General features: G+C 40.3%; 15 protein-coding genes. 3 read left to right on the top strand and 12 right to left on the bottom strand.

Annotated features, from left to right (window positions below):
- Nucleotides 1-77: 77 nt before the first annotated feature.
- Both L0P88_RS13085 and L0P88_RS13080 read left to right on the top strand, forming a co-directional pair.
- On the top strand, nucleotides 78-347 hold the full coding sequence (locus L0P88_RS13085; protein WP_247130368.1) for an aldo/keto reductase: 270 nt from the start codon (nucleotides 78-80) through the stop codon (nucleotides 345-347).
- 108 nt (nucleotides 348-455) lie between these two features.
- Nucleotides 456-644, top strand: a complete 189-nt coding sequence (locus L0P88_RS13080) for a hypothetical protein (RefSeq protein WP_247130367.1) — start codon at nucleotides 456-458, stop codon at nucleotides 642-644.
- A gap of 599 nt (nucleotides 645-1,243) precedes the next feature.
- On the opposite strand, the gene L0P88_RS13075 is transcribed toward L0P88_RS13080, so the two are convergent.
- The 12 genes from L0P88_RS13075 to L0P88_RS13020 all read right to left on the bottom strand — a co-directional run bounded on the left by L0P88_RS13075 (nucleotide 1,244) and on the right by L0P88_RS13020 (nucleotide 21,450).
- Nucleotides 1,244-2,038: a metallophosphoesterase family protein gene (locus tag L0P88_RS13075; RefSeq protein ID WP_247130366.1), complete on the bottom strand. Its 795-nt coding sequence runs from the start codon at nucleotides 2,036-2,038 to the stop codon at nucleotides 1,244-1,246.
- Nucleotides 2,039-2,168: 130 nt separating this feature from the next.
- Entirely contained in the window at nucleotides 2,169-4,508 is a 2,340-nt protein-coding gene (locus L0P88_RS13070; RefSeq protein ID WP_247130365.1) for a beta-N-acetylhexosaminidase, read from the bottom strand.
- 195 nt (nucleotides 4,509-4,703) lie between these two features.
- Nucleotides 4,704-5,195, bottom strand: coding sequence for an RbsD/FucU domain-containing protein (locus tag L0P88_RS13065; protein WP_247130364.1), 492 nt, complete (start codon nucleotides 5,193-5,195; stop codon nucleotides 4,704-4,706).
- A gap of 397 nt (nucleotides 5,196-5,592) precedes the next feature.
- A complete protein-coding gene (locus tag L0P88_RS13060; protein WP_247130363.1) occupies nucleotides 5,593-7,143 on the bottom strand; it encodes a ThuA domain-containing protein in 1,551 nt (516 codons plus the stop codon).
- Nucleotides 7,133-9,868 carry a GH116 family glycosyl-hydrolase gene (locus L0P88_RS13055; protein ID WP_247130362.1) on the bottom strand — a complete coding sequence of 912 codons (2,736 nt, stop codon included), beginning with the start codon at nucleotides 9,866-9,868 and terminating at the stop codon, nucleotides 7,133-7,135. The genes L0P88_RS13060 and L0P88_RS13055 overlap by 11 nt, the downstream gene beginning before the upstream one ends.
- Before the next feature lie 83 nt (nucleotides 9,869-9,951).
- Nucleotides 9,952-11,727, bottom strand: a complete 1,776-nt coding sequence (locus L0P88_RS13050; protein WP_247130361.1) for a DUF4091 domain-containing protein — start codon at nucleotides 11,725-11,727, stop codon at nucleotides 9,952-9,954.
- Between the two features lie 292 nt (nucleotides 11,728-12,019).
- Nucleotides 12,020-13,648 carry a beta-N-acetylhexosaminidase gene (locus L0P88_RS13045; RefSeq protein WP_247130360.1) on the bottom strand — a complete coding sequence of 543 codons (1,629 nt, stop codon included), beginning with the start codon at nucleotides 13,646-13,648 and terminating at the stop codon, nucleotides 12,020-12,022.
- A 1-nt stretch (nucleotide 13,649) separates the two neighbouring features.
- Nucleotides 13,650-15,944: a GH92 family glycosyl hydrolase gene (locus L0P88_RS13040; protein ID WP_247130359.1), complete on the bottom strand. Its 2,295-nt coding sequence runs from the start codon at nucleotides 15,942-15,944 to the stop codon at nucleotides 13,650-13,652.
- Nucleotides 15,941-18,154: a glycoside hydrolase family 3 N-terminal domain-containing protein gene (locus L0P88_RS13035; RefSeq protein WP_247130358.1), complete on the bottom strand. Its 2,214-nt coding sequence runs from the start codon at nucleotides 18,152-18,154 to the stop codon at nucleotides 15,941-15,943. Before L0P88_RS13035 ends, L0P88_RS13040 begins: the two co-directional genes overlap by 4 nt.
- 358 nt (nucleotides 18,155-18,512) lie before the next feature.
- Complete coding sequence (locus L0P88_RS13030; RefSeq protein ID WP_247130357.1) at nucleotides 18,513-19,445, bottom strand: SDR family NAD(P)-dependent oxidoreductase; 933 nt, start codon at nucleotides 19,443-19,445, stop codon at nucleotides 18,513-18,515.
- A gap of 7 nt (nucleotides 19,446-19,452) precedes the next feature.
- On the bottom strand, nucleotides 19,453-20,340 hold the full coding sequence (locus L0P88_RS13025; RefSeq protein ID WP_247130356.1) for a sugar phosphate nucleotidyltransferase: 888 nt from the start codon (nucleotides 20,338-20,340) through the stop codon (nucleotides 19,453-19,455).
- Between the two features lie 6 nt (nucleotides 20,341-20,346).
- Nucleotides 20,347-21,450, bottom strand: a complete 1,104-nt coding sequence (locus L0P88_RS13020) for a mevalonate kinase (RefSeq protein WP_247130355.1) — start codon at nucleotides 21,448-21,450, stop codon at nucleotides 20,347-20,349.
- Between the two features lie 154 nt (nucleotides 21,451-21,604).
- On the opposite strand from L0P88_RS13020, the gene L0P88_RS13015 reads away from it, so the two are divergent.
- Nucleotides 21,605-22,636, top strand: coding sequence for a LacI family DNA-binding transcriptional regulator (locus tag L0P88_RS13015; RefSeq protein ID WP_247130354.1), 1,032 nt, complete (start codon nucleotides 21,605-21,607; stop codon nucleotides 22,634-22,636).
- Nucleotides 22,637-22,711: the final 75 nt, after the last annotated feature.

Genomic DNA, 22,711 nt, shown 5'->3' with positions numbered 1-22,711 from the left:
AATCATATTCAGCGGTATGTGGAAAGTAGTTTAGAAAATCCTGGGTTAAACTCCTTTGACTTGATGCAATTCCACACTTGGAAGATCATTGGTTAAATAATGAAAAGGCATTACAAAAGATGGTTGACCTTAAAGCAAAAGGTCTTTTTTATGCTATCGGAATTAGTATTAATCGTTGGGAACCTTGGAACGGGGTCAGATCGGTAAAGTTTAGCTTTATTGATTGCGTACAAGTCATCTACAATATTTTTGACCAGAATCCAAAAGACGAATTATTTCCCGCTTGCCAAGAACACAATGTAGCCGTCATTGCGAGTGTTCCTTTACTGGCAAACTTACAAAAATAGTACTTGGCCCGAAGGAGATTGGCGCAACACTTATTTGTGCCTGAAAACTTAAACTCAAGTATAGAACACGCTAATGCCGTGAAACCATTAGTTCCAAAAAACAAGGATATGGCCAAAATGGCGTTAAGATTTATTTTAGGCGATTCCACTGTGTGCACTGTTATTCCTGGTATGCGGAAACTCAAACATGTAGTTTCAGATTTAGCGACAAGCGATAAAGGTTCATTGGATAAAGAGTTAATGTTTAACCTTACTAAACATCGTTGGGACGGTAAGCCTACCGATTGGTCACAGTAGAAAATCATCTTATGGCAACCAACCCTGTTTCAATTGAAAATGTTTTAATGGTTGAGTTCAACTGGACATGATAAACAAAAAGTATCCCAAAATATTTTTTTCAGAAAAAAGGTATAAATGCAAAAAAAGTATTGTAATTGGTAGACATTTAGGAAGTAAACTGACAAAAGTTCCAGTATTTTGCTTAGTATTAATTGAGTAGTTAAGTCAGAAAATAATTGATTTATTCATTGTGTTAGTTTTGAGTTAGTTAAAGGGTGAATTAAAGCGTTTGCCCTTTTTTACTGTTTTTATCTTTAGACATATCTAATTCCAATATAACTTCCAAATCTTTGCTTATAGAATCAGCTCAAAACGTTTCTACGCAAATCCTCGTCTGTTTTTTTGTACATCTTGTTCTAAATTGATGCCCAATCACTGGTTTTCATCTCAATTGATATTGTCCCTTATTCTTTAGCAAGATTGGGATAGGCGAAGTCACATTTACCAATTCAAGGTTTCACCGAAAAAAACTCTTTTTAAATAAGCAAAAAGACAAGTTATTTTAGTGAATTTATTTAGGATTAAGAAGAAATTGCATAGTAATCCGAACTTTTTTATTAATTAGCTATCAAATCATTTAATACGCATGTGGGTGGTATGTGTTCAACCGTACCGTCTTCGAATAAATCAACAATTGCATAACCAGGAGGCGTTTCTTCTACCCAATACCTATTTCCTGACTCTTCATTGCCATCTTCCCACCAGAAACCACTTATGGCCCCATTACAAAAATAATTGACATTGTTGTAAACCACACTATCCAATAAATGTACATGTCCACTTAAACAAGTTATGCTCTTATCTTTGTGATCATAAAATAAATCAGTAATGTATTTTCTATCTGAGTGTGTACCTCCGTTTACTCCTAATATTGGATAATGCGATAGGAACAGAACATTGCCACCCTTTTCAAGTTCCGCCAAATCCTTTTCCAACCATTTACGCTGTTCTTCGTCCAAGGAACCCGCATTCTCATTATTACTGTCCAATATTACTAAATGCCAATCTTGTTTATTAAAGCTATAATACCTTCCTGGTGTTTCCAACTGTTTTACCACATAATCCTTTCCGTACATGAAATCTTGTTCGTTCGGAGCTGCCCACCACATATCATGATTTCCCAAACAGCTATGTACTTCATATTCAGAAAATTCACTACGCAGTGATTTCCATATATTCCATTGTTCATTTACACGTTCTCTATTAATATGCTTATAATCAGCAGCATAAATGGTATCGCCTCCATTAAGAAAAAAGTCAACCTCATGTGCCTTGATTTCTTCTAAACATTGCTTAAAACGGTTTGGTGCGTTATGTTCTGGGCGGATATGTACATCCGTTATATGGGCCACTCTAAGACTTTTTTTCTTTTCGCTCTTTTTTTAGCTTTTTGCCCAAAGGTGACAGGACTTATCAATACGCTTCCTGTCGCCAATCCAACACTTTTGACAAGAGATCTTCTATCCATAGTTTTCATCTTTTTTATTCTAGTTTGATTTCATCGATATATATTCTTCCCTGCCATTTTAATCCAGCTCGGATACCCCCTTCATTTTTAGCCACAACCTTTACCGCTTTTATATTTTTGTCATCAATGTTGAATTGAACAGTTTTGATACCTGTATATTGGTGTTCTTTGATGATTTTCTTTTTTTGCAATACTTTAAAAAACTTTCCGTCTTTGGATATCGATATCACGACATCAGACGGCCAAAAAACGGATTCTGCTGGATCCTGGAGAAAATTCATGCTCACTTTTTCAACTACTTTGGATTTGTTCAAAGATACTTGGATTACTGCATATTTATTTGCGCTTGCGACAGGCAACCATCGCCCGTCCATATATGTTCTACTTCCTCCTACACCATCTGTCAATTTACCGATAATCCTTGCTTGTGGTGTGTTAGAATCCAACGTTGCAACGGCTCCACGTGCCAAATGATTTACAAAATTTTCACCAGTAATCACATTACTTTGTATTTTATCTCCCTCAAAAGCTGCAGCCTTTAAGATAAAAGACTGTTCCGGTATTTCAAAAGGCGTTTTATATAACGTGCTACTTGCTGTAGGGTCGCTTCCATCCATTGTGTATCTAATATTTTCACTTCCGGATTGTGTAAATAATTTAATCATCGTTTTATCCGCAGCACCCTTTTCCGGCACAATATTAACGTTGTAGATGCTTTTTGAATAGTTGATTCCATCGGTGTCCAGTCTTCTAAATTCATGATCTATGTTGGTCAACAGTTCGTTCCAATCGCTTTTTTCTTTGGACCATATCGCCTCCGAAAGGGCCAACATTCTTGGGAACAACATATATTCCGCATGGTTTAAATTCGGAACAAACTCGGTCCATAAAGCACCGTGGCCTCCTAAAATATGTTTTCTTTTATCCAAAGTTATCTCATCTAAAACCGGATTAAAATCATATACCTCTTTTAACCATAATTTGTGATATGCATCCGGTTCAAACTTTGGGTCGCCTTGAAAAAGATCAAAATAGGCATTCGAATTTGGGGACATGATGACATCATGTCCCATATTGGCGGATTCAGTCCCTCCTTCTACACCACGCCAAGACATTACTGTTGCGTTGGGTGCCAATCCTCCTTCCAATATCTCATCCCAACCAATCATACTTTTGCCTAAACCATTTACAATCTTTTCTACTCTTTTGATAAAATAACTCTGTAGTTCATCAACATCTCGTAGTCCTTGCTCTTTCATTTTCTTTTGGCAGAATGAATCTGTAAGCCAATTGGTTTTAATAGCCTCATCTCCACCTATATGGATATATGGAAAGGGAAATATTTCGGCAACTTCCTCGATAACACCCTCCAAAAACAGATACACTTCTTCCTTGCCTGGGTTTACGGTATTATTGGAAGCAATACCTCCGGTCGCCACATGTACAGGAACGGTCGCGCACCCCAATTCTGGGTAAGAAGCCACGATGGCTCTGGAATGTCCTGGAACGTCAATCTCCGGGAGCACTTCTATATGTTTTGAACGGGCATACGCAACAATATCCTTAAGTTCTTCTTTGGTATAAAATCCACCATAACTAGGTTTCTCCTCCATTCGTTGCGGTTCTCGATCGAACCAACGCTTTCCCGAACGATCTACACGCCATGCACCGATTTCGGTAAGCTTTGGATATTTTTCCGATTCAAAACGCCATCCTTGGTCATCGGTCAAATGGATATGGAACACATTGAATTTATAGCGTGCCAAATGGTCTATAAATCGCTTCACCGAATCGGTGGGTAAAAAATGCCTACTGACATCCAACATCATGCCCCGCCAACCAAACTTGGGGCTATCGATTATGTTGACCGTCGGAATCTTGCATACCCTATTGCCTATATCCACAGAAGTTTTGTAGGTTTTTGGCAACAATTGGCGTAACGTCTGAATCCCGTAAAATAGTCCAGCGCCATCTGGAGCACCAATACGGATATGTTCTTCGGAAACATCCAATGTATATCCTTCTGTATCTTTGATGCTTTCCTCTGAAATTTTCAGTATAATACTGTTGGATACCGTTCCCTGCGATGCTGAAGATCGTATTTTTGAGAATCCAATACCCAACAAGGTGCCCAATTGCTGGGCTTTTAGCTTGGCTTCATCAGACTCCGAAAACACAATAATCGTTTCATCATTCAATGTAAAAAAACCGACTCCTTTTTCGACCAAAGTAGGTTTAGGAATAATACCAATTGTTTTTGTCTTGTAAACTTTCCTGGGCTGTTTAGCACAGCTTAATATCAATATGAACAATACTACCAGACTCCCTTTTGCAAACATTGTGTTTTTGGACATTTTTATGAAGGATTAAGGCACATGACATAAAATGGGGTTTCCACAAGGCTCAACCCTGAATTTCCATAATGTTGATACTTTTAGTCATATACAATGTTGATACTTTTTGTCATATACCATGATTAGACATATTTTATTGTCGTCGCACACAAACCTGTGAACATCGCCATTTGCAAACAGACGAACATACGTTGATCACTGATTTTTCATGGCTTCACGCAAGGCTTCCTCCACACCTCCATTCCAATAACCGCATTCCAATTGAAAAAATACCGAGGTATATGGAATTGCCAAATCAGTTTTAATTATCAATACGTTAAACAACTCAGCAGAAGCATCCAATTCCCTAATGATATCTTCGTGCAACATCGTTTTTACGGGTTTATCCTTTAAAAGTTCATGTAAATCGTTACGGTATGTGGTGATTCCCTTTGCATTTTCTTCTGCAACATATGCCATCTCTTTGTCCACAAGAATATCGGCATCGACATGGGTAGCCTTTGTTATCAACTCACTGACATACGCTACGGCCTCCAATTGCGATGCATCAATGGTAATGGTTTCTATGGCCGGATTACTCTGTTGCGGATAGGCGCCATCCGCCACCACAATCCAGTTTCGGTGTCCGTATACTTTTATTTTTGCTTCCAAATCGGTTTTCCAACCTGTCTTTGCCTTAACATCCATAACATGGATTTCCGCTTCTTTTTTTGGTGGACAATCGTAGCCTCCGACAATAAAAAAACCCCATCAATACTATTACAGCTATTTTTGCCATTACATTCATTTTTAGATACGTTTTTAGTTCAAATATGTTATTCCAGATAAACCTCAATTTTCCGTGGACTTGTTTTAAATAGGCCAAATGATAGTTCATGGCCCAAGTAGACTGCTCAATTTTCCCAAGGCATTTTTTCTAGTTTTCCATATACTTCACCGTCGTATGGACACTGAATATCCAGCATTTCTTCTTTGGTATCTTCCCTTCACCCTATTACTAAAAACGCCAACATTGAAATTGCCACATCCAAGTATTAAATATCGACCCATTGTTTGAAATTCACATTTTTTGAAATTGGAACCCCTATAGCCCATACTTCTTTTTCAAATAATCCATCGTACTGGCAAGTTCCGCATCGGTCAAGGATCTATCATAAATCATAAATCGTGCAATAGCCCCGTCAAACGATTCTTTTCCTGGGTGTTCCACGGCATCACGCTCTTGCCCCATGACCAATTTTGAGGAATTGGCTTCCGTGTTTACTGGAAATTTGTCTATGGCTACTGGTACATTCTCATTTACAAAAAGTTCAAGGGTCACCTCTCCGGTTCCAGCTGCCATTCTACCAACCACCACATAGTATTTCCCTTCTTCGAGTGGTTCCGGGGCCAAAAGTTGTGGGTTATTTTCATCCCATCGCCCAAAGGTCCTTGCATTTCTAGAACCAATCCAAACTTTATTATCATCAGTCAGACCCGCCAATAGTCCCTCATACTTTCCGCCATCCTTATTATTGTTCCTTAAGTTCCCGAAAAATGAATTCACCCCGGGCAAATTGGATACTTGTTGATATACACATATTACCGAAAACCACGTATAACCACTTCCTGTAATAAGATGATCAAAAGCATCTTCTTGATGGTTTACCAATTCTTGGCGATGAAAGACAACAACATTATTACCATTCAGTTCAGGCACGTTCAATACCAAACGGGGCATGCCCGAGCCTTTGATAGTCCTGCCCGAATCTTGATGTTCAAATTTTCCGATGTTGTTGATAACCCTGTTTTTCCATGAAATGACTTTATCCCCCTTATCGATTTCAATACCATGATTGCCATCCAAATCCAATAATAAATTCTTCTGTACGGGAAGATTAGATATTTTATTTTCCTTACCAGCTGCCCAAGCAATAGCATTTTTAATCATGGCAATGTACCGACCATCTTTATATGTGGATTCGGTATGGCCCAAAGTGGTAAAAAATGAGCGACCACCATCATAAAAATGGTACCATGCCACAGGATGATCCCCGTCCATTTTGGGCGTCCCTCTGTAAGTAGACTCATCGACCGACAGCAAAACGTTTACGTTTGCCCTAGGGTTGTATGAAAAGGCATGCCATTCATCATTGACCTCCCAATTTTCCGTAATATGTTGCGCGATATAATGCCCGCTGTTTTCTACAAGAATTGTCGCTCTTTGTACCTTTGGATGGTTTGTCAATTTAGTCCCCACCAATTTCTCATACCACAATTGATAACTTCCTCCTTCGTTAAAAATGGCCCCTGCACAATGTATCCCCACAAAACCTCCTCCCCGTCTTATGCAATTCTGAAAAGTCAGTTGTCGTTGTTTGTTCAGGATACGTCCGGTATTCCCACAATTGTTGTTAAAGATGATCACATGGAACTTGAACAGGTCCCTTGCATTAAAAATACCGGCATCATCAGTCGAGACCACTACCCAATCATTTGCAACAGCAAGCTGGGTTATAAACTGTTTTGCCTGGTTTTTGGACTCATGTTGAAAACCATTATCCCCTTGAAAGTTCAAAATCTTCAGCGATGGTGATTGCGCTTCTATGATAAAAACGCAAAAAAGTGCAATGCAAAGTCCGACGCTATTTTTCATGGTCTATCGTAATCTCCATCATACTATTTTTGCCCATTGTTATCTCATCGATTTCTAACAGGGTCTTGGTTTGCGAATTCCTTTTTGAAGAAAATGTTATTTTCTCACCGTTGTGTTTCACCTGTATTTTTGAAGATTTGGAAACAACTGGCATATCCAATACGATTTGCTTCAATTTTAAACTGCCATGTTTTAAGGTTATCGTGTTTATTTGCTGGTTTTTGTTTCGCTGTTGGGTAAAAATGCCCCAGCCTTTTGCCGTGGAGAAAAACGATCGGTGATCATCTGGCTTCCATTTAGGATCAAAACCTATGGTTTGTTCAGGTCCGTTATATTCAAATCCCTGAGCAGCCAACCATACAGACCATTGGGACAGAGCTCTACCGTAAAACTGGCCACATTCATCATCACCAAAAGGGTTTCCGCTAAATCCAAAATTGCCCCATTTCCCAATATAGCCCGTTCGATATTTACCGTCATAACGCTCAAACCCTGTACGCAAGATGGTCAAAGCGTCTTGTATTTTATTGTATTTGAACAACTGTGCCCCGATAGTATATTCAAAGGTACTCCATACTTCCCCGGAGTATCCTGAAGCATATTTTGGCCTGTCGTCATTGGGCCAGGTCGTTACGACCATTCCGGCCTCCTGAGGTAAGGCAAAAGTTCTATGCCCTTGATCGTGTACGCTTAGGTCACTTTTGAAGTTGTATTTTAGAATAGCTTCATTGGCTACTTTTACTTTGTAGTCCGGGTATAAATTTCCTAGTCCCAACTGATCTGCCCACCATTGTCCTAACAATTGATCCGCATGGCAACCATTTTCATAATCCGTGGCATTCTTTTCTCCTTTTCTCTGATAAAAATATTCCCCATTCCATAAGCTGTCACTTTGTTTTTCAGCAGATTTTTCAGCAATTAACTTCCATTCATCTGCCTGTGCTTGATCTTTGACCACCAATGCCATTTCTTTACTGGCCATCAAAGCGGCCAAATATAAAGAGCTTAAAAACGAAGGGTTACCTGTCATTGAGGCATCATAAGTGGTATGTTTTGCCTTATCTGAAAGCCAACCGTCCATATCGTTATCATGTTCTTCTATTACGTAATTCATGGCCTTTTTAATTGCAGGATAATATTGTAACAACCATGTATTATCTTCCGAAAGTAAATGTTCCCTATAAGCTCCCAATATATCACCACACTGCCCGTCAAAGGCAAAGGAACCTGCCGGTTGGCGATATGGAATTTGCCCATTTGGCTTTATCAGGTCAAAGGCTTGGTTTCTGATTTTCTTGCCCAGTTCTGGAAACAAACGGGCATGCGCCTGTGCATAGTGCCATACATGGTTGCAATTGCCCGCGCATGACCCGTCACAACCTCCTGTACCTTCCCATAGTCCCACATAGTCATCTTTATCATGAAATAGCGTACGACTTTTCATAATGGCCAATTGATTGCTCAACCGTTCTATCAGCCACTGCGGAAGGTTACTGCTGAACAAAGTATTTGTAAAATTCTCGGTGTTTTGTATCAAGGTGCCATAATTCTCTTGAAGATAATTTGTCAAAGTAGCCATGTTGTCCCAATAGATGGCATATTTATTGCCATTGCCTTCCCAATCGCCATTGCCCCAAGTATCCCATTTATCCATAAAACCACCATTTTTTCCATTGGGAAAGTACCACGCCAAAGCCATGTGCACTACTTTTGTTTCACCCGGTTTTAAGGTGAAGACCATATTCAAAGCCCCTGAGTAGGTCGCTCCCTTTTTACTGGAATCTGTCTTTTTTCTTTGTTTGATATGCCCGTCTTTGGCAAATGATCGGTAAAGCTGTTCCAAATTACCCCAGCTAGAGGTCGCCTCACTGACATAGGAATCTTCATCGAACAGCAACAGTGCCATTTCTCCATAGTGCTGGTCTTCTTGGGGTATTGAACTCGACATGTACAGCATCTTTGCCTTACCTTGGACTGAAACCGTATTGAAGTTACCTCCATAAAACTGGGATGTATTGTCAACGGCATATCGTTTATCAATAGCATTTTTAAAGTTAAATGCAAAACCATTCTCCGTATGTTCGATGGGCACCTTGGAATATCCCACGGCGTTTTGTTGTGATGCCAATAAACTTAATTCTAAAGGATCCTTGGTAGTGTTTTTAAGGACAAAGCGATAAAAGACGGCTGGAATACCTGACTGTTTAAGGTCTGTTGGAACAAACGGATTAAAGACCTCCATAGTGATATCGGTTTTTAGATCGTCCTTAAAATGATATTCTAAAAAAGGAAATTTTGTAGTGGCCTCAAGGGCTTCCATAGCCTTGAAATCGCCAACACTTTCAGTCTGCAGTGCCCTTACCTTGACTTTCTCCTCGGATGTTTCCCTAATGGCAAAAAAACTATTGGGTATAAATTCATGGGTCATATTATTGAATATCTGCCAATATTTGGACTGTGCCTTTCCATTGAACTGGATACAACCTGTGCCAATACCGCCCACGGGAAATTGAATACCCTCCAAATAATCTTCTTTATACACTCGTTGTTCATGGGTGAACAACACTGGGTTCGAACTTAATTCGTGATATTTTTCCAATAATTTCTCCCTGTCCTCATTTGATGAGGTGACAGTTTCGTTTGATTCCAATGTATGCGCTACCTGTCCAATAAGGTCAGACATGCTCATAAGAAAAAGAACAATAATCATTACTGTTTTTGCCACTTTTATATATTGTTTTTTAAATTTCAACGAACTGATTGTTTATAGGGGATGTGCTCAGAAACCTAAAAAAGTCCGAATTATACTTATTCTATAAGTTTTACGGCCAGGGTATTCAGTACTTGCTGTCCGTTCACAATAAGGGACTCCAAATCATTAGGTTTAGTGGTAATAGTGAATTGGTTCACCACTTTGTTTAAATAATCCAATTCATCTTGCAAACCCTTTTGCTCTAACTCTTCTCTTAAAATCCTAATTTTCTCGGCATCTTCGATTCCCTCCCTAAGGGTTTCAAACCGTATGGAACTTCGGTTATCTGGATAAACTTGATATGTGTCTCCTGCAGGCCATGCCCTAAAACGCGAATCTTGAAGTGGATTCTCTACCCAACTGTTATAGGCCCAACGCAAGAAACCATCAAAGTTTGCGGCGATACTGTACCAACCAATAAACACTCCTTCTAAGGGATCTGAGAAGGTAAAAGTATTTGGAAACTTATCCTGACAACACACATAGTGTGTACTGATGTACCCTTTTTGCTTTCTATCTACCAAATCTTCCTCGTCAACAGGATCTCCAAAAGCTACGGACATATCTTTTAGTTCATCTGGGTATTGTTTATAGCTTTTATGATTATCCGCTAGAGAAATTCCTAACTCTGGAGCAACCCTATTGATTAAATCCAACATTGCCTTCATTTCTTTTGGGGCTCGCTCATCCATGGCAATTCTAGTAATGGCATTCCATCCCTTATCCGCTAAGTGCGTTTTAAAATCCTTTAAAAAAGGAACCCATAAATTTTCGTACTCTTTTGTTCCCGGTGGAGCTATTACCTTTACCTCTTTTCCTTCCTTTTCATCAAAAAAATACATTTCATTGCCCCAAGGAACCATGGAATAGCAACTGATTTGCTTTTTGATTCCTAGATCCATCATGAACTGTACCCAATTGTCGAAAATGGTATAGTCATATACCCAAGTACCATCTGCTTTTTTTCTCCAATCGATCATTGCTTCAAATTGGTCGAAGGTCTGTCCGCCCCATGGTCGTTTGTTCAAGGATACCGTAATCACTTTTTGTCCGGCATTAGCCAATCGATGCATCAACGGCTTTAATAAATCCCAATGGTCTTGTGTCCATGGTTCGACATTATGGTAACGTGCGACAGCATAGGGGTTTTGCCATAAATCGAGATGAAACTTCCAGTCCGTCACAGACGGTAACACCTTATTGATAACATCAAGTCTCATCTTAAACGTTTTGGGCTTTTGCCCTTCTGCAAACAGGGTAATAGTACTATGATACATTCCAGCAGTAGCATCAGATGGTACATCCATAGTTATCCAGACAGGTCGGGTCTCCTGTGCCTTTAAGGCATAAGTAGTTACGGGCTCTAAAGCATCGGCGGCAAGCGAAGATGCAAAATCCTCTGGTTTTCGATACCCACAACCTTCGGCAAATTCATCGGTAATCACATATTTTACAAAGTTTAACTGGGCATGGTCCGCAGTAATTCTATCACCTTTGTCAGAGATAAAATCAGCAATTTCCAGTGCCACTTTTGTAATGGAATCTTTGCTCCAAAGCACCATTTGTGCCGATGTCCGCTCCCCTTTCCAAACAGTACCCGTCCAATTGTTTTGTTGCTTCAGTTTTGGGATTTCACTCTTTACAAAACGAATCCCGGTTGAAACCATGGAAGCCTGCAAACCTTCGGGTAAAACACTCCACTTTTCGCCTTCACTGGGCGATGGGTCTATGGGTTCTTCATAAGTCTGTGCTACGACTATTTCTTTTTGCTGCTGACAAGCCAGCATGCAAAAAAAACAACTTAGGGCTAATACGATTTTGTATTTCATCATTTTTATTTTTAATCAATTGCTATGGTATTACCTTCCGGTTTGTTTTTTTATTTGGGATACCTACCTAGTACCAAACCGTTAATACTATTTTATTACTACCTCATACTTTATAAATGGCAAGCAACTCCTTTTCATAGAAAATTGTATTCATTGGAGAGCGAACAATGGAAACGTCTGATTCCCTAACACTAAATATTTTCGATTTTTCGATACAACCCATTGGGTGGTCAGCATAATCATAATAAGAAGAAACAAAAGATATTTCACGGTATACATTTTAGTCATTATTACATTATTCTTTTTCCACGACTTTGGCATAATTGATTTCCTTGGAATCCCAATGTTTTTGCTGTTTTGCCAGCGCAGTTTTAAAACTTTCAAAATTTTTATTGTCCAATTGGGTCCACCCTACTTCGGCATATGCCGCTATACGTGGAAATGTTTGGTATTCCACATCTTTATAAGTGGGTGTCCATTCGCTCCACATCTGACATCCTGTTCCATAGATATTTTTGTGGTATTGTGACTCCAATCCTTCTGGAATAGGGTCAAAATTATAGGCCTTTTTCAACGGTGTGTATGCATAGCTGTAATCCAAATACGTATGTGTGTGGATAGAGTTTACAATACCATACCCTTTTTGGGCTGCGGCAGTCGCCAATCCCAAATCGCCTTTCCAAAAATGGATAACGACATTTTTGGCGAGTTCCGTCTCAGCATCTTTGTCATCTTTCTTTTCTTTGAATCCTTCATGGACATTAACGCCCAATATCTCGTTCCACCCCATCATTCTATGCCCGTTCTGCCCTATAAACTGCGATATTTTATTGGTAAAGTCAATCTGTAAATCAGCTGGGGTGTTGATGCCATTTTCTTGCATGAACTCTTGTACATGCGGTGCTTCTTCCCAAACCTTATAACCAACCTCATCTCCGCCAATATGAATGACCTCTGATGGGAACAGTGCAAACATTTCCCTCAGTACGTCCTTTACAAACTGTACTACCTTGGGTTTTGTCACATCATAATTGTCATAATGCCTACCAAACTTTATGGGCACGTCGATATCCTTTCCTGCAGTTCCCAACCATGTATAAGCGGCAATGGCAGCATTGCTGTGTCCGGGCATTTCAAACTCGGGAATTATGGTAATGTTTCGTTCCGCGGCATAAGCCACGATGTCCTTAATCTGTTCTTGGGTATAAAATCCACCGTGGGGCTCACCGGAGGTCTTACCACTTCCCCAAGTCTCGATTTCCGAATCTAAGCGAAAGGCACCTACCTTTGTCAACAATGGATATTTTTTGATTTCGATACGCCAACCCGCATCATCGGTCAAATGCCAATGGAAAATGTTCATTTTCAACAATGCCATTTCATCCAACATTTTTTTTACAAAGGCTTCCCCAAAAAAATAACGCGATTCGTCCAACATATAAGCACGCCACTTAAAACGGGGAGCGTCTTCAATGGCAATGGAAGGAATCAACCATTGGCCTGACGCGTTTTCCTTGTTTTCAAAGGAAAGTAGCTGGCGTAAGGTCTGTACACCATAAAAATAGCCTGCCGCGCCACTTGCCCCAATAGTCACTTTTTTGGGGGTTACCGTAAGTTGATAGGTTTCGGGTTCCACCCCTTCCACTTTAATGAATGCTATGCTTGCCCCTATACCATCTTTTACTTCGAATTGCACATTTGCCATTTCCCTAACAACCTGTTCCAAATGATTTGCCGCATTTTTTTGGGTTTCATTAGTATATCCGATAGTGAGGTTGTCCCTCAGCAGAAAGGATGATTCTGCCAAAGTCACTTTGTTGGGTTTTGGCAGTATATGTATTTCCGATGCCGTAAACGTCTTGGTCTTCTCCGTGCAACTACTTAAAGTAAATAGTGTCATTAGTATTACAAAATAGTGTTTCATTCTATTTAATTTGTTTTTCATCTTTTTTAGGTGCCGAGCCCATAGTTATTGTAAGATTCCCTCCTTTTTTTAGGGTTTCATGGGTAAAGAAGGGCGTTTCCAAAATTTTTCCATTCAGTTTGATTTGTTGCACATATTTGTTTTTTGGTGTATTGTCAATAGTTTTTATGATAAATGTGTTCCCGTGTTCCAAGGCAATTTCGACTTCGTCAAAGAGTGGTCTGCCAATGGTATATACGGGATTTCCCGGTGCCAATTGGTAGAAGCCCATGCTACTTAAGATGTACCATGCGGACATTTGCCCACAATCTTCATTGCCGATGATTCCGTCCGGTTCCGCAGTATAAAAATTGGTAAGGATGTTGTCCAGGATCTTCTGTGCTTTCCAATCCTGCCCAATATAATTATATATGTAGGCGATATGATGACTGGGTTCGTTGCCATGGGCGTATTGTCCTATAAGTCCCGTAATGTCGCCACTGGCATGTTCACCTTCGATTTCCGATGAGGTCGAGAACAGTGAATCCAATTTTTTTGCAAATACGTCCGTACTTCCATACAAATTGACAAATCCTTTGATATCATGGGGTACAAACCAATTCCATTGCCATGCGTTTCCTTCTACATAATCGGATTCTTCATGGCTTGAATATTTTGGATTAAATGGGGTAGCCCAAGAGCCGTCCTTGTTTTTGCCCCGCATAAAACCGGTTTCGGCATCAAAATACAAGGCATAATTTTTGGCCCGCTTCTTAAATACATTGGCAATGGAATCTTGTCCGGCAATTTCGGCCAACCTCATGACACACCAATCGTAATATGCGTTTTCCAATCCGTAGGAAACCGATTTGGTTATCTTATCTGAAGGAATATGTACCCCTTGATTGATATACTTGTTATGCCCAGTCATTATCCGATGCTTTTTAGGGTCGTTTGCCAAGGCAGGTAGATCGGGCAAATAGGAAGCGCTGGTCATTGCGGCCTGCAAGGCCAGTTCCTTATCAATGCCGGAAAAACCTTTGGATAGTGCGTCTGCCAAATTGGCCGCCGCTGGATAGCCCACCATGGTGCCCGTATAGTTGGAGGCCAAGGCCCATTTGGGCAAAATGCCGCCTTGTTGGTATTTGAGTAACAGGTCATTGGCCCATTCCACCGTACGCTTTTCATCAATAATGCTCATTAAGGGGTGCAATGCCCTAAACGTATCCCATAATGAGTATACGGTGTAATAGGTCTGCCCGTGTTTTGCCCGGTGTATTTTTTTATCCATCCCCCAATAACGACCATCGATATCTTGATAGACCATGGGGGCTATCATACTATGGTACAAAGCCGTATAGAAGATGGTTCGTTTTTTGTCATCCGGAGTCTGTATCCGAATGCGCCCCAATTCCGTTTTCCACGTATTTTTATGGGCATTTACAATGCCTTCAAAATCCCAGTTGGGTGACTCGGTCTTTAGATTGTTTTCCGCACCGGACCTATCCACCGGTGAGATGCCCACTTTTATAAGTAGTGGCTCATTGTCCGCCAGTTGGTCAAAGGTCAAATAGGAATATACATCGGTTCCTTTATATTGGTGACGGGCTTGGTCTTTATTGGATTCTTTTCCGTCCACCATTACGGAATGTACCTTGAACGGACTGGAAAATTCCATATAAAAATATACCTTATGTTCCGTGGCCCATCCCTTACTGTATTTTAGGCCCCTGATGGTCCGTTCGTCCACAAACTCCAGTTCATTGGTTACGTTGTCGTGGCCCCATGTGCGTTGTAAAATATGACCAACATCCACAAGCAATTGTTTTTTTTCATCTTCCGAAAAGAAATACCGATGCATACCGGTACGTAGGGTAGTGGTAAGATCCGCTTTTACACCGTAATTTTTAAAGGTTACGGAATACTCGCCTACGGTAGCTTGCTCATCTTCTTTATTAAAGAGGGCGATGGGCTTATTTTCAGGAACTTCCCCTGTAAAGGGCAGTAAAAGCAGATCGCCCATATCACCTATGCCCGTTCCACTTAGATGTGTGTGCGAAAATCCATAGATGGTACTATCTGCATAATGATAACCGCTGGAGGCGTCCCAACCATTTAATTTGGTGTCAGGCCCCAACTGTACCATTCCGTGTGGCAGAACGGGACCGGGAAAGGTGTGCCCGTGAAAACCGGTCCCTATAAAGGGATCTACGTGAGCCAATACATCTATTTTTTTGGATGTTTTCTGTGCCGCATCCTTTGGTACACAGGAAAGCATGATGATACAAAAGAGATATAAAGGATTGGGCTTCATCATTGGTCTAGTATAAAGGAACTTTTTAATTTAAAATCTTTGGACGAATCGCCTATACCAATATTGAACGTCCCTTTTTCTGCCTTAAAAACCCCCTTGTCATCAATCAATTGCAAGTCTTTTGGATGCAGCTCAAAACTGATGTTTTTTTCCTCTTTTGGTTGGAGTTTGATACGATCGAAGCCCCTTAACTGCCATTCATAAGTGGTGCGCGAAGCCACTTCGTCATTCACATACAATTGCGGCACCACATCTCCCGCACGGTTGCCCGTATTTTTCACTGTAAAACTGACGGAAAGGCTGCCAGAGGTAGTCGTGATATCACCTTTTATCTTTAGGTCGGAATAGGAAAAAGAAGTGTAACTAAGTCCGTATCCAAAGGGATACAGTTCGGTGACCACCCTGCTTTCCCCGGTACCATTGGGACCGTCCTTGGCCTGTCCTCCGTACTCCCCTGGAAACCAAGCCTCCAAAATGGCATCGGCCTGCCTATCGGCATAATTTACGGAAAGTGGATGTCCATTGAGCAACACTACTATCAGGGGTTTATTGGTTTTTGAGAGTGCCTTTAACAGTTCCTTTTGATGGCCGGGCAAGTCCAGACTGGTGCGACTGAGGTTTTCGCCTACCATGGTCTCATCCTCACCCAAAAAAAGGATAACAGCATTGCTTTCATTGGCCTTGTTCACTGCTTCTGCAATCATGGTTTTTTCTTCCTTGTCCAAGGGAACGTCAAAAACTTCCGAATCTGGCCAATGAGCGTCCTTGATATGGATTCCCTTGGCATACAGGACTTTGACATTTGTGTCCTTCAGATATTCACGGATACCCCGATATCCGGAGATGACATCGTTTTGCAGGGCGCCGTACCTACTAATGGAGCTTGAGGTCGATTTGGCTGTGGGGCCACAGACCAATACGCTCTTCAATACCTTTCCGTTCAAGGGCAGGGTGCTACTATTTTTAAGGAGTATAATGGACTCACGGGATGCCCTAAGGGACAATGCCCTGTGTTCCGGGCTTCTTACGGTCTTATCGGCCACGGGCTCATCCCTGTAGGGCCTATCGAAAAGCCCTTCTTTAAACTTTACCGAAAGCACTTCACGTACCCTTTTGTCCAACAGTTCCTCCGAAATGCTTCCTTCCGCTACCAGCTCCCGTAATGGCTCAATAAAGTTTTTGGGATGGTTGAACGTGGTACGTACATTAAGACCGGCCGTAATGGCCTTAAGAACGGCTTCCTTATACGAATTGACCACCCTGTGCTTGCTGTATATGTAGGCGAGCGCATCACTATCGGAGACCACATAGCCCTTAAAACCATAGGTGTCCCGTAGTAGTTCGGTCAAAAAATAGTGGCTTCCGGTGATAGGTTCCCCGTCATAATCGTTGTACGAACTCATAACCCCTGAAATAGCGGTTTCCTGGATTGCCCGTTTGAACGGATAAAGGTACATTTGGTGCATATCGCGCCATGTAAGGTGTGGATCTAAGCGTACATGGCCGTCCCTGCCTCCTTTTGGTACCGAATACACAGCATAATGTTTTAGGGTATTGACCACGCCTTGTTCTTGAATGCCCCTGCTCAACCGCACCCCATATTCGGATACCAAGAAAGGGGCTTCGCCAAAGCTTTCTACAATGCGACCCCAACGTTGGTCCCTGGCCACATCCAATACCGGGGAATAAATATTATGGTAACCTAAGACATAAGCTTCCCTGCCTATGGTCTTGCCTACTTTGTACAACAGCTCGGGGTTCCATGTGGCCCCCATTCCTATTTGGGCGGGAAACGAGGTGGCCTTCACATGGTTAAGGCCGCGTATGCCCTCATTCGTAAACTCTACGGGAATTCCCAAGCGGGTATCCTCCACAAAAAATTTCTGGATCTGGTTCAACGCCCAGACATGTTTAGCGTAGGGAAATGTATATTTTGCTTTGTCCGAAACCCCGTTGGAGGCCTCGTCAATATTGGCCAATCCATCCTTCCAAAGTTCGTTCTTCCATTGTGGTACGGGAAGTTCATCCGTGGCCACACGCCCATAGCCATATAAGGTGACCAACTGCATGGTCTTTTCTTCCACTGTCATCTGGGACAAAAGGTCATCCAAGCGTTCGTCCGTAGTCAGGGCGGTGTCCTCATAAGGGTCCTTGCTTCCGTTTTTGTTGAAATCTATCCAATCTTCATGGTATATTAATTCTTGTTGTGACAATATAACATGTATTGGCATACATATAAAGATGATACCAATTAACAACAAGTTTCCGTATATGGATTCAACACTATTCATATTCTAGACTGGACAGATCTTTTTATACGTATATAATAAACCAAGCTATAGAAAGATTGAACTCTCTTGGAATAACCAAAAGCCATGAATTTAAGTTGGGCTGGTTCATCAGTGCAAAAATTTGACCTCAAAACTAGTTGTCATATATTTTTCTTATAATTTAGGTCGGTGCTCTCTTATACAAACTTTTTTCAAAGACTCCGAAAGGACAAACATCTTAAATTCATTCTCTCGATTACCATCAAGACCACGGAACAAAGCACAGTTTTCGAAAGCAACATTATATTTTATTTTTTCTTAGGATTATTCGATAGAATGCAATTGTATCATTAAGTGCCTTGTCTAAATCCCATTTAGGCTCAAACCCTTCATATTTGAACTTCTCAATTGATGCTTTTGAATGTACGATATCACCTGGCCGTTTCTTAGCAAATTCCAATCGCGATTTAGAATTTGTCAATTCAATGATTCTATTGGCCAAATCCAAAATGGAAATACTCTGACCAAATGCTACATTAAAAACTCCATTCCCTTTTTCCATAGCATATATATTTGCATTAACCACATCCTTTACATAAACAAAATCCCTAGTCTGATTTCCATCTCCGTGAATGGTCAATGGCTCATTCAAAAGAGCTTGATGAATGAAAATGGGTACAGCTGCCGCATAAGTAGAATTCGGATTTTGACGTGGGCCAAACACATTGAAGTAACGCAAGGACGCCGTAGCAACATCCCATTGTTCCTTATAAATCTTTAAATAGTATTCCCCGTCAAGCTTGGTTACCGCATAGGGAGTCATGGGCTCAGGTAACATATTCTCGAATTTTGGGAGTGTTGGATTACTACCGTAAATCGCCGCTGAACTTGATAAAACCACCTTGCATTCGGGATTTTTTTTAGCGGCCTCAAGGACATTCAATGTTCCCTTGACATTTATGTTTATACAATCTTCAAGATTCTTTAAAGATTCTGGAACACTCACCATGGCCGCCAAATGGAATATTCCCTTTGCCCCTTTGGCAAGTTCATATAAGAGGTTTTCATCCAGAACATCTCCTTGCACAAATTTAACATCCAATTCTTCGATGTTTTTCTTGAACCCGGTACGGAGATTGTCCAAAACTATGACCTCGTGCCCAAGTTCATTTAGTTCATTTGCTATATGACTTCCAATGAAACCAGCACCTCCGGTTATCACATATTTATCCATTCAACAACTATTTACTTTCCCAGTCCAATTTTCCGTAATTTTCTTTAAGGTATTTCTTGACCGCCACAATATCTTCTTTGGCCGTTAAATCTGGAACATGCTCAGAAAATGGTATACCAATAGCCGTTTTTGGATTGTCTTTCAACATATTCAAAAAAGCGGTTGGCAACTCTTTTTCGTTCCGTATCGGATGTACCGGACAATTTTTTAGGTAATTGTAGATATTACTCCCATCGAATTTAAATATGTTCATACTTACCCTGAGCTTTCCAAATTCATCCTTATACCTTTCAATCTCTTTTTCTGATGGTTTTTCCATGATTTCTTGAAGATGTCCCTCACCATCCATCTTGGTAAGGGCAAATCTCGAAATGCGTTCCAATGGAAATAGCAAAGCATCACGATCATAGGCTATAAATGCATTTGGCGAAGGAGTTTTTCGCAACGCTTCAAAAGCTTCCACAGAGTACAGGTTGTCACTGTTACATACGGTATAACTAGTTTGGTTAAGATACGGGAACTGTTCTACAGCCTGAAAGAGAGCATCAGCTGTACCAAAAGGTTTAATTCGATTTTCGGGAATGTATTGGGTGGCAAACGAAATCTTCAGTCCATGAAAAAAATTGTCTTTGTCGTTACTACCATAAAACTCCTTAAAAAGCTCTCCCTTCTCCCCAGTCACAATACAAACTCTTTCATAACCCGCTTTTTTGGCATTTAACAATACATAATCCAACATTGGACGACCGTTCTGCCCTACACCTATCAAACCTTTGCTTCGCTCATTTGCTTGTTTGATATCTTGTTCAGTAAGTTCCAATTCATCGGAAGCCTTTTTTTTCATACGTGAAGAGGCCCCTCCTGCAAGAATTACTAAATGTAAATGTTCTTTCATTTGAAGTTATTTTGATTTAATTATTCTTGCCCCTTGATCTACAGTAACCGCATATGCATCTTTTGCTCCAGCACTTAGCAGGACGTCTATAACTTTGTCTTGATTACCATCCCTGCTCAGAACAACTATACTACCACCTCTGCCTGAGCCAACAATCTTAGCTCCCAATGCACCGGCATTTATTGCTCCATCAATCATTAAATCTATCTGAGGAAGTGTAATGCCCAGATATTTCTTTAAAATATTATGATGTTCAGTCATTAGCCGACCAATATATTCAACATTCCATTTGGGCTTACGAAACTCCTCTAATGCCCTTCTGGTAATATCATGATTCAATACTGCCGCTTCCAAGTAAACTCGTAAATCATCACTCACACAATTTAACAACTTGGGCAAATCTGCCTTGCTAGCTTTGCTTATTTTAAACCCCGGTAATTTCTCTTTTATCTGACGTATCGCCAGCAAAGCTTTCTCCTTTAACTCCCCTAAAACTCCTGTGGTATCTTTTGGGATTCCGGATTCTGCCACTATCAACCCAGGCAAATGCTCATAAAATAGTTCATAGTTAGTGTGTTTTCCGGTTTCCAAATACATAATATTCCCTAGTCCAATACTATATTGATCCATTTTTCCACCAGGAGCATCATGAAAAGTGACCTCAGCGACATGGGCAATTCTAGAAATAAACTCTTTAGTTACAGCGATATTACAACCATAGGCCTCTATCAAAAAACGAATCCATGCAGTCACCACTGCGCTTGAACTGGACGTCCCTGCGTTGATGGCAATATTTCCTGAAATGGTAATATCGTATCCCATATCGGGTGAGCAACCGTACATACCAAGGACTTTAATAGCGGCCAAAAAATGATCGCCAACCGCAACCCTGCCTATCCCTGCATTAAGATCAATGATTCGTTTTTCACCAATATCCGGTTTGTTAATGACAAGGCTCATTGTGTGATTTCTTTTTGCCACTAATCTGATATGCCTATCAATAGCACATGCAATAACGGGAAGCCCAAGATAATCTTGGTGATCTCCAAAGAGACATGTCCTGCCAGGAGCAACTACAACGATTTTATCCAATACCGTTTTAGGATACATAATTTTAAAGTATTAGGATTTACCAATCATTTAGAATACTTGATAAACACTCAATAATCAAATTTTATACAAGATACCAAAAAAACGTTATCGTTAACGCAATGTGTTATCGTTAACGCAAATTAGATGAAATATTTTAATATATTTAGGCTTTATGAAAAAAAAATACTCTCTAAAAGATATTGCAGAAAGGTCAGGAGTTTCTGTGGGTACCGTAGACCGGGTAATTCACAAAAGAGGAAGGGTATCAAAAGAATCTATTGAAAAGGTCAGTGAAGCTTTAAAAGAACTCAACTACACTCCAAATCCCGTAGCTCGTTCCCTCAGGAATAATAAGCACTATAAAATCAATGTATTAATCCCTGACCCAAAAAAGGATTCTTATTGGATACCATGTGAAAAAGGTATCGAAGAAGTAATCATGGAATTCCGTGCTTTCAATCTTCAAATTGATGTTCAAAAATATAGTCCATCCAGTCCAAGATCATTTGCATCAGCGCGAAAGGAGATACTAAGAAATAATCCAGATGCCATTTTATTCGTACCTCTTTTTGATAAAGAGAGCGAGCTACTGTTGAAAAAACTGAACAAAATGAACATAACAACGGTTACCTTCAACAGTCCTCCCAGAAAGGGAAACAATAAGTTTGTAGGACAAGATCTTTTTTTAAGTGGTAGAGTTGCCGCAAAACTTATTCAAAAGTCAATCCCATCTTCTTCCGAAATTGCGATTATCCATATTGACGAGTCCATTAACAATTCTATTCATATGCAAAATAAGGAAAAGGGATTTAAAAATTATTTTGAGAGTGAAAATGATAATAGGCATATTCATGTACTGACTACAAAAACTGAAGAAATCGAAATCTCTTTAGAAAACTTATTGGAAGAAAATCCAAATTTACAAGCTTTTTTTGTGACCACATCTAAGTCTTATAAAGTAGTAAACGCAATAGAAAAACTTGGGATTCAGGCAAAAGTAGTTGGGTATGACCTATTGGAAGAAAACATTAATTATCTCTTAAATGGTAGTATTGAATATCTTATTCATCAAATGCCCAAACTTCAAGCCTCTATAAGCCTTAGAGGTATTATCGAAAACTTACTCTTCAATAAAGTGTTATTCCATAAACAATTACTCCCAATTGAGATAATAAACTCAGAAAATGTAAAAAGTTATTTGTAGAGTAAGTTTCCTATACCACCAATTCAAGTATTCCAAAGGAGGTCGGAACATGAAAATCAGGATTTTGTGTTTTGG

Source organism: Muricauda sp. SCSIO 64092 (assembly GCF_023016285.1).
Lineage (GTDB): Bacteria > Bacteroidota > Bacteroidia > Flavobacteriales > Flavobacteriaceae > Croceivirga.
This window is presented reverse-complemented; position numbering and strand designations above follow the sequence as displayed.